This is a genomic window from Nonomuraea sp. NPDC003709 (genome assembly GCF_040610775.1).
In the GTDB taxonomy this organism is placed as follows: domain Bacteria; phylum Actinomycetota; class Actinomycetes; order Streptosporangiales; family Streptosporangiaceae; genus Nonomuraea; species Nonomuraea angiospora_A.
The window spans coordinates 320,628-333,956 of the sequence record NZ_JBEXMW010000003.1; the positions used below are offsets into that span (position 1 = coordinate 320,628).

Here is a 13,329-nt window from a genome sequence, read left to right on the forward strand (position 1 = left end):
ACGAGGAAAGTTCTAGGGATTTCTCGAATCTCGTCGGCCAGAAGGGTTGAGGTGAAACATCGAGCTACGACGTCGTGGCACTTTCGTCATCGTCGTAGGGCAGAGCCGAACGGAGCTCCCCCATCACCTGTGTGATGACGGCGCGAGCGCTGGCTCCGTAGGCCGCGATGGACGCCATCGCCCCGAAGACCTTCTCGTGCAGGTCAATCTCCTGGGCTTGGGTCAACGTCAATTCGGCTGAGAAGATCTCCACGATCACCTGGCGGTCGTCGAAGATCCAGAACCCACATCCAGGGCCGATGACGAACGGCGTGCCGAACGGTATGACTCCGAGCCGCACGTTGGGCAGTGTCGAGGCGGACACCAGCCGATCGAGCTGGGGCAGCATCAACTCCGGCGGGCACAGCCTGTACCGGAGAGCGGCCTCGGTGATCACGAAGTGGAAGCGTTTCCGGGAGTCATAGAGGGTCTCCTGCCGGGCCAGCCGGGCGCGAACGGCGTCGTCGATGTCGTTCGTGGTCCCGAACACGGTGATGGCCTGAGCCAGCCGATGACGGGCATATCCCGCTGTTTGAAGTAGCCCGGGAATGAAGGCGGGCTCGAAGACGCGAAGCCGAGTGGCCCGCCGCTCCATATCGGCCCACGTGCTCTGATGATGCCGGGTGCCCCCGCTCAAAAGCCGCTGCCACTCCGCGTGCGCCGACTCCATCGTGCGCAGCATGGCCAGCACCGAGGCGCTGTCCTGCTCGTCGCCGGTCGTCGCGCCGACCCAACTGATGACGTCGGCCTCGGTGGGGGTCTGCTTCCCCGTCTCCAACTTCGAGATCTTCGAGGCAGGCCACGAAAGACGCCCGGCGAGTTCCCGGCCTGTCAGGCCGGCGGACGCACGCAGGGTGCGCAGTTTGTTGCCGAGCGCCTCTCTGGCCTGCTGAACGCTGGTCACACCCCCATTTCTACTCAGACGTCCTACCCTCGTGCCAAGTCGGACAGGAACTGATCACGAGTGATCGCCCGATGCCAGGCATCGTCACGAGCCGCCGCCAGCTCGACCACAGCGGCCGGGTCAGTGACGATCTCGGCTCCGAGCAGCACATCGTCTTCGTCGAACTTCAACTGGGCCGCCCACTTGAAGTCGAACAGCCAATAGTCGAAGTCGGGCAGACCGTGCGCCTGCGCCCGGCTCAGGTAGCGGATGTCCTCGCCGGCCTGAATGGCGTACTCCGCGCACCACAGGCCGAAGCGGGAGTAGTCCGACAGGGGAACGGAGACGACGCGCACCCGGTGGACAACCTTTCCCTTGGCCGTGTGTTCGGCCATGAGGTCGAGCCAGGGCTGATTCCACGCCAGGTCGTCGGGCTCACCGGCGAGGAACTTGCGGAGCGGCTCGTGCTCGCCGGGAGAGTTGTAGCGCTCTCGCGGCTCCAGCCGGAACGCTGTGTGCTCGAATGACCTGAACAGATCACCGAACGCGTCGCCGGAAACCAGGGTCAACGCGCCTCCTCAGCGCTTTCGTCGGCCGCTGCGGTCGTAGCGGCGTCGTGGGCGGCGGGCGCCTGGTAGAAGCTCAGCAGTTCCAGCGGGATCTCGATGTCGGCCTCACCGGCAGGAACCTCCCCCAGATCGGCGAGCGCCTGCGGGTCAGTGATGCAGTAGCCGCGCACCACGAGACTGCCGCGGTCCGTGGCGTACAGCGTGGGCGAGCCGCCGTTCTGCGAGTTCGATCCGAGGAACGTAACCCTCATACCTGCCTCCCGTGGAGAAGATTTCGAGAACATTCACCATGAGGGGACTACGGCCTCGGCATAGCCGTCAACCCTTCAAACGCGATCGGTCTAGGGCGTCGTATATGGCATCCGGGAGGTCAACTCCGACCACCAGGCGCGTCATGGTGCGGCGCCCTGCACTGGTCGATCAAATGACAGAGCCGTCCATCACCAGTACAGGCAGGGGAGTCACCGAGTGAGCGTCAAGCAGCAGGCCATCACCGACGAGCAGTGGCGGCACGCCCGCACCATCTGGGACTACCACCAGATGCACCATGATCTGCGCCGGTGCGATGTGGCCATCGGCCTGGGCAGCCACGACCTCGGGGTCGCGCGGGCGGCGGTCGAGTTGTACCGCGCCGGTTGGTTCCCGCTGCTCGTCTTCACCGGCGCCACCAGCCCAACCACTGCGGCTCGCTTTCCCCGCGGCGAGGCCGTTCACTACCGCGAGCACGCCCTCGCGCTCGGAGTCCCGGACGAGGTGATCCTCCTCGAACCCAACGCCACCAACACCGGGCAGAACATCACCCTGTCCCGCCAGGTGCTGACCCAGGCGGGGCACCATCCCGCCTCGGTGCTCCTGATCTCCAAGCCCTATATGGAGCGCCGGGCATACGCCACGGCACGGAAAGTATGGCCCGAGGTCCCGCGGCGCACGCCCGGGAAATCGACCGGCTCCACCAGACGCTGGCCGCCTAATCTATAGGTTCCGGGTTCGAGCCCCGGGCGCCCTACCACTCCGCACCTCATCCGACCTGCACTTTCTCGGTTCTCGAGCGTCTTCTGCGAGGCGAAGATGACCGAGTTCATGCTCGTCACACGCGCTTCGGCACGCGTCCGGCACATCGGCGGGCCGACAGAGAGGTCAAATGAGCCGGTTTGCGCTGCCGGGTATCGGACGCCTGAGACCGGATCGTCAAGCTAGACCCGAGCGACACCCACCAGAAGAGCATGGTGGAAGGGCTGGCGGGCGCCATGCTCACCATCGCCTCGCCCGGCATCCGCCGCTGCGTCGCCGCGGGGTGCGCCTTCTCTGAACTAAATTGATCGCCGACCATTTGATGAAGGTCCTGATCAATTGAAGAGTTCCCGCCCGCTGGGTTCCGGCGTCCGTGTGCTGGATGGACTCGCTGATCTTCGGTGGGTAAGGTCTGGTCGGCGCGTCCACCACCGTCTCCACCTGGCCGACCTGGCAGGAAGCGATGCGGTAGCCGGTCCGCCTCCGGGCGCCAGGCCGCCCCAGTGATGGCGGCCAGATCCTAGCTTGATCAACATGTCTCTGGCATGGTGGGTTTGCGGCCGATTCTGCTCGGCTGTCTCGCCTCGGCCTGTGGTTCGGAAAGGACATCTACATGTATGCAGGGGGGGTCTACGTGCTGGTGAACCAGAACACTGGCACGTGCCTGGATGAGAACCAAGGCAACCATTGGGTCAGAGCGTGGGGGCCCAACGGCGGCGATAATCAGAAGTGGGAGGTGAATCGGGATGGCCCCGGCCGCCGGTGGTGGCTTCGGAACATCCAGTCTGGCCGCTACCTTTGTCACGACGGTGAAGAGCCGGGAAGCGCACTTCGCACTGCGGAGGAGCAAGTCCTGTGGCATCTCTCCGACGACGAAGGAGGGTACCGTTTGCAAATCGAACACGACGTCGATTTGCACATCGACGCAAAAGATGCTTCTCGTGACGACGACACAAGGGTCCTGTTGTGGGAACGCAAGGGCAACAACCAAGTCTGGCGCTTCGAAGAGGCATAAGGCGGCGTTCAGTCCTGTCTGATCCCGGGGTTTAGGCGCCACACCAGGCTGCCAACCAACTGTATGAGCGTGTCGGCTTCCAACGGCGGGAGTCGGTGGTCTACCGATTCGAGTTGCAGGCAGCACCACGACAGGAACTCCCCGACCGCACCCATGATCGCGTTCGCGGTACCCTCGCTGCGATATCGCACCGTCGCCCCCGGCCAACGCGACCGCGGCGGTTCGCTCCAGCGTGGTCATGACAGGGCTCCTGGTCGGGTGGCGGGGAGAGTGGCGGTGCGACCGACGATGTCCGGGAAGGCAGGCATGCCCAGATGGATCGTGGTCGCCCGGCGGGCCCGCTCGTCGAGCTGGGCAAGCTTGTCTTCGGCGGCGGCCAGGTAAATCCGCTGCTTCTCGACCTCGCCGCGCCAGCGTTCGCGTTCGCCCACCGGTTCGTTGCGCTCATTGGAGGCTGCCGGACCGGGTTCCGCGGCGAGCGCGGGACCCGGTCCGGCAACTGGTCTTACAGCGGGCCGAACATCCAGTTGCCCAGTGCCTGTGGGTGCCGAAAATTGTGTCACAGGGTTTGGTCTGGGATTTTGCTGTGCCCGATGGCTCGGCTCCGGCAGGATCGCAGGATGGCTCTGCGGCTGCTGTACTTGATCGTCTTACGGGTATTCGGCTGGATCACGCTGCTCGCCCGATCGCAGGCGTCCAAAGGCGCAGAGATCCTGCTACTGCGGCATCAGCTGGCTGTGCTCCGCCGCCAGGTCGCCGCTCCCCGTCCGACGTGGGCGGACCGGGCGATCATTTCCGTGCTCGCGCGACTCCTGCCCCGACGCCGCCGACACCACCTGTTCGTCACACCGCGGACGCTCCTGCGCTGGCACGCCGACCTGGTGAAGCGACGCTGGACCTACCCCAAGCATGGGCCGGGACGACCACCGATTCGACCCTGTGGGGCTCGAATATTCAGCCACAGCGTCTGACCTGCGGGTTCGATAGACAAGCTGGAACTCCAGCTCTCGGTTTGAGTGGTCGCGCAACCCGTTTTGAGCAACCGCTCAGTCGGCAACGATCAAGGTCTGCAAGCCGGCCGAGGACTGCAGGCAGGATGCTCCTATGGATGTCAAGCGGCGTGTTCTTGATCGTTTGATGTGATGATTCGGTAGAGTTCGCGAGCTACGTAGCGCTTGAGGCAGCGGATGATCTCTTTCTTGGACAGGCCGTCTTGGGTGCGTCGTTCCATGTAGGCGCGGGTGCGAGGGTCCCAGCGCAGGCGGCACAGGACGACGCGGTAGAGCGCGGCGTTGGCTTGACGGTCGCCGCCGCGGTTGAGGCGGTGCCGGGTGGTCTTGCCGGAGGAGGCGGGGATCGGTGCGACGCCGCACAGCATGGCGAAGGCGGCTTCGCTGTGCAGCCGGTCGTGGTTCTCGCCGGCGGTGACCAGGAGTTGCCCGGCGGTGTCGGTGCCCACGCCGTGTGTGGCGGTCAGAGCGGGGTTGATCGCGGTCACCAGTGGCTCCAGCAGCTCGTCGAGGTCGGCGATCTCGGCGGTGAGCTGCTGGTGGCGGCGGGCCAGGGAACGCAGTGCGATCTGGGCGGCGGTGGTGGGGCTGGCGGTGTCGTCGCGGTCGGGACTCAGGGCGGCGCAGGTGGTGATCAGTTTCGTGATCGTCAGGCCGCGCAGGTGCTGGCGGAGCGTGTCGGGGGCGGTCACGATCAGGGCTTTGAGGCGGCGTTGTGTGTCGGCGCGCTGGTCGATGGCGCTGCGCCGGGCGATGCGCAGGTTCCGTAGCGCCTCGATGCGGCCGTCGCGGTGTTTGGGGGTGCCGGTGCGGTCGCCGGCGAGTGCGGCTTTGGCGGCCTGGATCGCGTCGATCGGGTCGGACTTGCCTTGGAAGCGTCGCCTCTTGCGGTCGGGCCGGTCGATCTCGATCACGTCGATGTGCTCGGCCTGCAGCAGGCGGGTGAGCCCGGCTCCGTAGGCGCCGGTGCCTCGACCCCGACTCGTGTCAGCTGCCCGAAGGTGCGCATCCAGGTCAGCAGGGCGGTGTATCCGGCTGGGGTGGCGGGGAACTGTTCGGTTCCCAGGACCCGGCCGACCGGGTCGAGCACGGCTGCGGTGTGGGTGTCCTGGTGGGTGTCCACGCCGCCGGCGACGTCGTTGATCGGTGCGTTTTCGGGTGTAATGGAGGTCATCGTCGTCCTGTCGTCTTGGCTGGGGGCAGGGCGGCACGCACCAGCCGGGCAAGGCGGACAAGACAGTGATGGGGCCTCTGGCCAGGCTCCTATGAAGTCACAGGCGCCACGTCCGGTGAGTGCACATGAGCGCTTCCCGGCCAGGGCCGACAGATCCCGTTGAGGACCTTGAGGTCAGTCAGCCCATGGGTCAAACCCTGGCGGGAAGCGCTCATCTACATCATCACTGTCAGCCCATGAATCGAATATTCGAACCCCACAGGATGGAGGCGCGGGTGGGCGGTCGGCCCTGGCTGCGGCGTGTGAATGTCCACCGCCGCCGCACCAGATCGGTGTGCCAGCGCAGCAGCGTGCCCGGCGTCACGAACAACCGCCGACGACCTTCCGGAGACAGCAGCCGCGCCAGCGCGCTGATGACCGCTCGATCCGCCCACGACGTCTGAGGCCTTGCCACCTGCCGACGCAACACCGCGAGCTGATGACGCAAGACGAGAACTTCCGCGTCCTTCGACCTTTGTGAGCGACCCAGCAGCACCACCCAAACCGCAAGCCAGACGAAGATCAGATACAGCAGCCGCAGCGCCATGAACAGCGATCACGCCCGCCGGAAGTTGGAACGCCAAAACTTCAGGTCAGTTTCATGGGGCCCCTGCGGGGCCGCGGCGCATGCGGGAAAATCGGGGCTGGTTGCCCGCCGACGTCGATTGCTCTTTGGCGCAGGTGAGTCCGTAGGTCAGTTTGATCGCTGGGAGCCGTGTCTTGGGGCTGCGCATTGGTGCCATGAGCCCGAGGGTCCGATTCTTACCCGTCCCCGTCGGCTCCTGCGGGCGACCGTCCCCGTCCCCCTTGAGCCGGAGGAGAAGCTGGCGTGGAGGAAGTCGACGAGGTCGAGCTGCACGTGGAACGGATCGCGGCGTTGGACCTGGGCAAGAGCATGCTGGAGGCGTGTGTGCGGATTCCGCACCCGTCGCGGGCCGGACGGCGGTTGCAGGAGGTCCGCTCGTATGAGAGCACGACCGTCCAGCTCCGCTCGATGATCGAGTGGCTGCGTGAGCACGGCGTCGCCCGGGTGGTGATGGAGGCGACCTCCTCCTACTGGAAGGGCGTCTACTACCTGCTGGAGGCCGAGGAGTTCGAGGTCTGGCTGGTCAACCCGCGGGATGTGAAGAACCTGCCGGGCCGGGCCAAGACCGACAAGCTGGACTGCGTGTGGCTGGGCAAGGTCGCCGAACGCGGGATGTGCCGGCCATCGCTGGTGCACCCGCCCGAGATCCGGCAGCTGCGGGACCTGACCCGCTACCGCCGAGCGCTGGTCCAGGATCAGGCCAGAGAGCGGCAGCGGGTGGAGAAGCTGCTGGAGGACGCCCAGATCAAGATCTCGTCGGTGTTGTCCGACATCTTCGGGGTCTCCGGCCGGGCCATGATGGAAGCCCTGATCGGCGGGGAACGTGACGCGCACGCGATGGCCGACCTGGCCGAGCGCCGCGCCCGCCACAAGCTCGCCGAGCTGGAACGGGCGCTGGAAGGGTTCTTCACCCCCCACCACGCCCGGCTCCTGCGGATGATGCTCGACAACATCGACCGGATGCAGGCCCAGATCGCGGCGCTGGACGTGTCGATCGAGGAGGCGGTCGCCCCTTTCGTTCATCAGGTGGCCCAGCTGTGTGAGGTCGCCGGGATCGACACCACCACCGCAGCCGAGCTCATCGGGGAGATCGGCATCGACATGAGCCGCTTTCCCACCTCGGCTCATCTGGTCTCCTGGGCCAAGTTCTGCCCCAAGACGCACGAGTCGGCGGGCAAGAAGAAGGCCAAGGGCCGTGGCCAGGGCAACCCGTGGCTCGGTGGCATCCTCGGGCGTATCGTCTTCGGCTTCTCCCGGACCCAGACCTTCCTGGGGACCCGGCACCGCCGGCTGGCCCGCCGGATGGCACCACAGAAAGCTGTTGTCGCCTCCGGCAACGCCGTGCTCACGGTGATCTGGCACCTGCTATCCGACCCCGAGGCCCACTTCCGCGACCTTGGCCCCGGCTACTACGACTCCCGCATCAACAAGGACCGCAAGCTTCGCAACCTGGCCCGGCACCTGCAGGCGCTCACCGGCCAGACCATCCTCGTGCGGGACGGGAAGGTGACAGTCGAACCAGAAGCCGCCTGACACCTATACCGCTTGAGGCCGACCCTGACCAGCCACACGACGGCGGGGTCGGCTGCCGCCTGCCCACTGATCTTTATTTTCGGGTCAGCCCAAGCGGCCGAGTTTCGGCCACCCACAGGCTGGTACACCCTGCTGACCAACCCGCCACCCGAAGACCGCCGACGCCGCACAGGTACTGGCTGGCCCCACTACAAAGGCCAGGAGGCCGTCGAACGCCGCTACCAGGCGTTCAAAGGCCGCTGGCCGTCACCAGCCTGTCCCTGAACAACAACCACCGCCTGGCGCACCGATCACCGTCATCTACCCGGTCGAACGCCAGTCCGCCACGCCCTGGCCACCGGTGGCGCGACCACGGTCACAAAAGCTGTGTGAGCGGGGACCATCCAGCGGCGATCAGTCCTGAGGTGCGTGAGCAGATCCGCCTGATCGCCCAGGCAGTCCCTGCGGAACGGGGTATCACCGGCCAGTCCACCTGGCGCCTGCACCCCGTGGCGGAGCACTTCATCGGCCGAGGCGTGCTCACCTCGATCAGCCGCTCGCACCGTACGCGGATCCTGCGCGCCGGCGAGATCCTCGTCGTCCCGGGTCACGCCCCGGCGATGCGGCGGATCGCGATAAGGGCGGCGTCGTCGCCGAGGCGCCCGCCCACGTGCTGGAGCAGGTCATCGCAGAGGCCCTTGAGCAGAGCCGCCGGCTGCTCCCCGGTCCAGCGGGCGGCCTTCCGCTCCAGCGGGAAGAAGGCGCCCTTGGCGTCGCGGGCCTCGATGACGCCATCGGTGTAGAGCAGGAGGAGATCGTCCTCCCCGAAGGAGAAGTCGGTGGGTACGTACTGGGGCTCGCAAAGTCCGCCCAGGCCCAGGGGTGGCGCGGGCCGGTTGACGTCGAGGGAGATGACCCGGCCGGCGCGCAGCAGCAGTGGCGGCGGGTGGCCGCAACTGACGATCGAGAGCGCCGGCCGTTCGTCGGAGATGTCGACTATCGCGGCCGTCACGAAGCTTTCCACGTACACTTCCTCCGCCGCCGCGTCGGACTGGCTCTGTGTGAGGTCGAAGCTGTCTTCCAGGTCGGCGACGAGATCGGGCAGCTCCGGGCTCCGGCGGGCGGCCTCGCGGAACGCGCCGAGCAGGGCTGCGGCCTCGGAGATCGCGGGCAGGCCCTTGCCGCGGGCGTCACCGATGATCAGCCGGGTGCCGTGTGGCGTGCGGACGGCGGCATAGATGTCGCCGCCGATCTGGGCCTCGGCCTCGGCCGCCAGATAGGCGGAGGCCAGGTGGAGCGGCCCAAGGCGTTCGGGCACCGGTCGCAGCAGGGCCGTCTGCACAGCCGCGGCCATCGAGCGGACCTGCGTCAGCTCGCGCCGCTGGCGATCCCTGACCAGCGAGAACAGCACGAGGAACAGGGAGACCAGGGTCAGGCCGCCCAGCCCGGCTTGGACGTTCGGGGTTTCGAGCAGCCGATCGTGCATGCCGACGAGAACTTCGGCAGCGATGGCCAGGGCGCCGATGGCGGCGGTGAGCCGGGGGCCGGCGAAGGACGCCGTGATCGCGGGAGCGGCCACCAACAGCGGCCCGAAGTGGACGCTCGGAGGGGTAAGGATGTCGGCGACCATGATCACGACGATCATGGTCAGCGGGACAGCGATGAGCTTCCGGCTGTCCGACGATGAGAGATTCAACAGCCGGTAGAGGAGTCCCTTTAGGAACTTCACGCTTTCTGTCTACATGGGTCCTGGCTGTGTGTAAGACCCCGTACCTGTGATTCTTTCGTCAGGTTGTCCGAGCTTTGCCGCGCCTAGGGTGTCTCGATGGTTTCGCATGAACCTGCCGTTTCCATGCACAGCATGGAGACTCGATGATGCACAATCCTCGCCTGTCTCATTTCAACGCTGCGCCTCCCGAAAACCCCATCTAAGCAGTTCAGGTAGCGCGTGCCGTTCAAGAACGGTGATCTGGTGATGCAAGGCAAGGATTTCGACGTCCTAGTCTCGATCCCTCAGCGGCAACAACCGCAGCACAGCGAAGACGTTCGTGACAGCCAGGTAAGTCAGGCGGACAAGCACAAGCGATCATCTTTCGATCGGCTCTGTCCCTTCCGAGAGCCAGGGCTGGCGCACGAAGAGATCAGCTAGACAAGCATGATGACCTGCATGGGCACAGGCAGCCGGGGTTAGCGAGGCTACTGGTGTCGACCGGGGTGAGTGTCTCCGCTGTGTGGCTCATCTTGAAGAAGGCCAGCATCGACCCCACACCGCAACGTTTGGGACCGACCTGGACTGACTTTGCCCGGCTTGCAGCGCACGATGGCGCGACATGTCCGAGGTCCTGGTCTGCCCCGAGCCTCCGACCCGCGTTCCGGGCGCCCGAATCAGGATATAAGGGGTAAAGTGGCTGTATGAGGGGCATTACTAGAAGGTTGGGGATGTATGCTGCAGCCCTTCAACCGCTCCGCCGATATTCGAAAGGAGCGAAACCATGATCTTCCCGCGTTACATGTCCGCTGTGAGGATCTTGCCCATGGTCATTGAGCCTCCTGGGCCGAGGCGGCGACTGAGGCCGGAAAAGGGGGTCTTCAGTGACCGTTCCAGCCGCCGTCGCCGTTGAGCAAGGGGCAGATCGGCAGGGGTTTCACTCCTGCTGTGCCCTGGCAAATCGACCTGGCCGCCTGAGGTGGTGGCCAGGTTTCGTGTTCTAGGAGAACGAGGTGGACTGCCGCCAGTCATCACACCACCAGCGAGGATCAGGCGGCCTGCTAGGCAGGCTGGCGCGGCGGGGATCGGTAGTCCAGCAGATCGTCGATCAGCGCCCGTTATCGAGCTCCTCATACTTACGCATAGTAATCAGTATGTGATACTTCGTTCCAGAGCAGGCAACGGTCCAGCAACTCACGGCGGCACAACTGCACCCACCGCTCCATGACCGCGTTCATCCGCAGCATCCGAACGCTGGTGAGCACCGTGTGGATTACCGACTTCGGCGAGGATCTCCTCGATAAGAGCCAGGAACTCCGCGTCCCGGTCGCGGAACAGATAGCGCGCACGGAGTGACGCCTATCTTGTGGCCGGAGATCCTTATAAGGACTTGCCCGCCGAGCAGAGCGCGCAGGCAACGGGCTGCCTGGCTATCGTCTACCTCATGAGGGCCAGAAGGAGTTCTCCGCTGTGGCGACGGGTGCAGTGGATCAGCGGAATCCTCTGGATCTGGAGCTGGAGCGTCGTTTACCGGGAGATCTTCCACTGGCACCACATGACGACGTCGCTGCGCTTCAATCCGCCACCGCCGCCGCCTGGAACCAACCTCCAGCCTCGAGCCGGTCTGCCGCTCCTGTCCGCTCTGGCCGCAGCGGCAATCGCACCTATCGCCTTCAGCGTCAGCATGATCATGGACCGGGTACGCAGAAGGCCGAACCGAAGCCGCTGACGGTCGCCGCGCAGGTTCAGGAATTGCGCCTGCCCTTCACCAAGGCCCGGTTGCACGTGCTGACCCAACGCGCTCTCGAAGGGTTGCGATGCTTTCGGGCTGCCGCGAACTCTCGATCATCGCCACTGTCCTCGCGGACCGGGTTCGGCTGGGGCCCGATCCGGAGGGACCAGCCCCGACCGGTAGGCGAAGATGACGAGATGGACCCGGTCACGGGCGTCGAGCTTGGTCAGCAGGCGGCGCACGTGGGTCTTGGCCGTCCCCTCGCCGATGTGGAGCCGTTGAGCGATCTCGGCGTTCGACAGGCCCTGGGCGATCAGGAGCAGGACCTGCCGTTCGCGCTCGGTCACCCCGTCCGGTGCCGCTCCCGCCGAGCCGGGATGGATGCCGGGCCGGGCGGCGAAGTCGGAGATCAGCCGCCGGGTGACGCTGGGGGCCAGCAGCGCCTCCCCCGCGGCGACCACCCGGATGGCGGTCAACAGCTCCAGCGGCGGGGCGTCTTTGAGCAGGAAACCGCTGGCACCGCCGCGCAGCGCCTCGTAGACGTACTCGTCCAGGTCGAACGTGGTGAGCATGATCACCTGCGCCTGCCCGGCGGCGGTGATCCGACGGGTGGCCTCGATGCCGTCCATTTCGGGCATGCGGATGTCCATGAGCACCACATCGGGCCGGGTCCTCCCGGTCACCTCCACCGCCTCCGCGCCGGTCGCCGCCTGGCCCACCACGCGCAGGTCGGAGGCCGTCGCCACGATGCCGCACAACCCGGTCCGCACCAGCGCCTGGTCATCGGCCACCACCACGCGCACGCTCACGCCCCGCTCTCCTCGTACGGCAGCCGCACCGCGACCTCGAACCCTCCGGACGGCAGGCGCCCAGCCCGCAGCTCCCCATTGCATGCGGCGACACGCTCGCGCATGCCGACGAGTCCGTGGCCGGTGCCGTCGGCAACCTCGGCGTACCGCGCCCGGCCGTCGTCGGTGACGTGCAGGACCAGCTCGCCCGGGTGATGGGCGATGGCGACCCGGGCGGTGGCGCCGCCGGCGTGTTTGATCACGTTGGTGAGCGCCTCCTGCATGATGCGGTACGCGGTCAGGTCGACGCCCGCCGGCAGCGCTCCGGGCACACCGCTGATCGTGAGCTCGACCTTCACCCCCGCCCGCTCGGTCTGCGCAACGAGCTCGCCCAGGCCCGCCAGCCCCGGCAGCGGAGCGACAGTGGCGGCCTCGTCTCCCTCGTCGCGGAGCACGCCCAGCAGGCGCCGCATCTCCGCCAGCGCCTGCCTGCCAGTGGTCTCGATCGCGCTCAGCGCCGCTCGCGCGTCCGTGGGACGTTCGTCGATCACCAGATGGCCGAACCCTGCTTGCAGGGTGACGATGCTCATGCTGTGCGCGACGATGTCGTGCAACTCGCGCGCGATCCGCAGCCGCTCCTCGACCACCCGCGCCCTGGCCCTCTGGGACTCCACCTCGGCCAACCGCTCATGGTGGCGAACCAGCACCCTGCCGTACTCACGCTGCCTGCCCAGGGCATGACCCGCCGCCCACGCGACCCCGAGGATCAGAGCGAAAGGAACAACTGCGCCGTTGTGCGAGAAATCAGGCATCGCCGTGGCCAGCGGTCCCGTCAGAGCGAGCGCAAGCGTGACGGCGGCCGAGCGGGTATCACGCGAAGCGGCCACCGTGTACAGCACGGCGGCCATCGGCACCAGAGCCACCGTGGCAAGGACGGGTTCCACGGGCGTCAGCCAGAAGGCCCCGAGCGCCGCCGCGACCGCCACCGGCGGACAGCGACGACGTAGGGCCAGCGCCAAGGAGGCCAGCAGGGTCCCGGCGACCGCCACCGGCCCGGGGCCGATCTCGTGAACGAGCAGCCCCCAAGCCAGGAGGGCATAGCCGGCCGCCAAGCAGGGGTCGAGGGCCGACCACACCGCGTGGCGTGCCCCAGGGCGGGCAGAGAACATCGCTCCAGCCTAGGAAGCGCACCATCGACTCCACATCGACCGATCGGCCTATGCCCGCGGGCAGGCGACGCGGCGGGCGAGCACCGGCCAGCCT

General features: G+C 66.6%; 13 protein-coding genes and 1 pseudogene. 5 read left to right on the plus strand and 9 right to left on the minus strand.

The annotated features are described in order from the left end of the window. Window positions 1–64: 64 nt before the first annotated feature. The 3 genes from ABZX61_RS10180 to ABZX61_RS10190 are packed head-to-tail and all read right to left on the minus strand — an operon-like array spanning window position 65 to window position 1,742. Window positions 65–943 carry a helix-turn-helix transcriptional regulator gene (locus ABZX61_RS10180; protein WP_355193215.1) on the minus strand — a complete coding sequence of 293 codons (879 nt, stop codon included), beginning with the start codon at window positions 941–943 and terminating at the stop codon, window positions 65–67. Window positions 944–966: 23 nt separating this feature from the next. Continuing rightward, entirely contained in the window at window positions 967–1,491 is a 525-nt protein-coding gene (locus ABZX61_RS10185; protein WP_355193217.1) for a DUF6879 family protein, read from the minus strand. Further along, window positions 1,488–1,742, minus strand: a complete 255-nt coding sequence (locus ABZX61_RS10190; protein ID WP_355193219.1) for a hypothetical protein — start codon at window positions 1,740–1,742, stop codon at window positions 1,488–1,490. The genes ABZX61_RS10185 and ABZX61_RS10190 overlap by 4 nt, the downstream gene beginning before the upstream one ends. A gap of 217 nt (window positions 1,743–1,959) precedes the next feature. Here ABZX61_RS10190 and ABZX61_RS10195 point away from each other — a divergent pair, with 217 nt between their 5' ends. Both ABZX61_RS10195 and ABZX61_RS10200 read left to right on the plus strand, forming a co-directional pair. Then, window positions 1,960–2,469: a YdcF family protein gene (locus ABZX61_RS10195; RefSeq protein WP_355193221.1), complete on the plus strand. Its 510-nt coding sequence runs from the start codon at window positions 1,960–1,962 to the stop codon at window positions 2,467–2,469. Between the two features lie 667 nt (window positions 2,470–3,136). After that, window positions 3,137–3,517, plus strand: a complete 381-nt coding sequence (locus tag ABZX61_RS10200) for an RICIN domain-containing protein (RefSeq protein WP_355193223.1) — start codon at window positions 3,137–3,139, stop codon at window positions 3,515–3,517. A 236-nt stretch (window positions 3,518–3,753) separates the two neighbouring features. Here ABZX61_RS10200 and ABZX61_RS10205 read toward each other — a convergent pair whose 3' ends face one another. The 3 genes and pseudogenes from ABZX61_RS10205 to ABZX61_RS10215 all read right to left on the minus strand — a co-directional run bounded on the left by ABZX61_RS10205 (window position 3,754) and on the right by ABZX61_RS10215 (window position 6,287). Beyond that, window positions 3,754–3,948 carry a hypothetical protein gene (locus tag ABZX61_RS10205; protein WP_355193225.1) on the minus strand — a complete coding sequence of 65 codons (195 nt, stop codon included), beginning with the start codon at window positions 3,946–3,948 and terminating at the stop codon, window positions 3,754–3,756. 680 nt (window positions 3,949–4,628) lie between these two features. Then, window positions 4,629–5,701 (minus strand): annotated as a pseudogene (locus tag ABZX61_RS10210) (IS110 family transposase). A gap of 229 nt (window positions 5,702–5,930) precedes the next feature. Next, window positions 5,931–6,287, minus strand: a complete 357-nt coding sequence (locus ABZX61_RS10215; RefSeq protein ID WP_355193227.1) for a hypothetical protein — start codon at window positions 6,285–6,287, stop codon at window positions 5,931–5,933. Between the two features lie 282 nt (window positions 6,288–6,569). On the opposite strand from ABZX61_RS10215, the gene ABZX61_RS10220 reads away from it, so the two are divergent. Beyond that, entirely contained in the window at window positions 6,570–7,859 is a 1,290-nt protein-coding gene (locus ABZX61_RS10220; RefSeq protein WP_355193229.1) for an IS110 family transposase, read from the plus strand. A gap of 586 nt (window positions 7,860–8,445) precedes the next feature. On the opposite strand, the gene ABZX61_RS10225 is transcribed toward ABZX61_RS10220, so the two are convergent. Next, on the minus strand, window positions 8,446–9,567 hold the full coding sequence (locus tag ABZX61_RS10225) for a PP2C family protein-serine/threonine phosphatase (protein WP_355193231.1): 1,122 nt from the start codon (window positions 9,565–9,567) through the stop codon (window positions 8,446–8,448). Window positions 9,568–10,770: 1,203 nt separating this feature from the next. Between ABZX61_RS10225 and ABZX61_RS10230 the strand changes: the two genes are divergently transcribed. Both ABZX61_RS10230 and ABZX61_RS10235 read left to right on the plus strand, forming a co-directional pair. Further along, window positions 10,771–10,902 carry a hypothetical protein gene (locus ABZX61_RS10230; RefSeq protein ID WP_355193233.1) on the plus strand — a complete coding sequence of 44 codons (132 nt, stop codon included), beginning with the start codon at window positions 10,771–10,773 and terminating at the stop codon, window positions 10,900–10,902. 34 nt (window positions 10,903–10,936) lie between these two features. Beyond that, window positions 10,937–11,275 (plus strand): hypothetical protein, encoded by a 339-nt coding sequence (locus ABZX61_RS10235; RefSeq protein ID WP_355193235.1) that lies wholly within the window; start codon window positions 10,937–10,939, stop codon window positions 11,273–11,275. Window positions 11,276–11,391: 116 nt separating this feature from the next. On the opposite strand, the gene ABZX61_RS10240 is transcribed toward ABZX61_RS10235, so the two are convergent. Together ABZX61_RS10240 and ABZX61_RS10245 are read right to left on the minus strand one after the other, a co-directional pair. Further along, entirely contained in the window at window positions 11,392–12,087 is a 696-nt protein-coding gene (locus ABZX61_RS10240) for a response regulator transcription factor (RefSeq protein WP_355193237.1), read from the minus strand. Then, a complete protein-coding gene (locus ABZX61_RS10245; protein ID WP_355193239.1) occupies window positions 12,084–13,235 on the minus strand; it encodes a sensor histidine kinase in 1,152 nt (383 codons plus the stop codon). Before ABZX61_RS10245 ends, ABZX61_RS10240 begins: the two co-directional genes overlap by 4 nt. Between the last annotated feature and the right edge of the window lie 94 nt (window positions 13,236–13,329).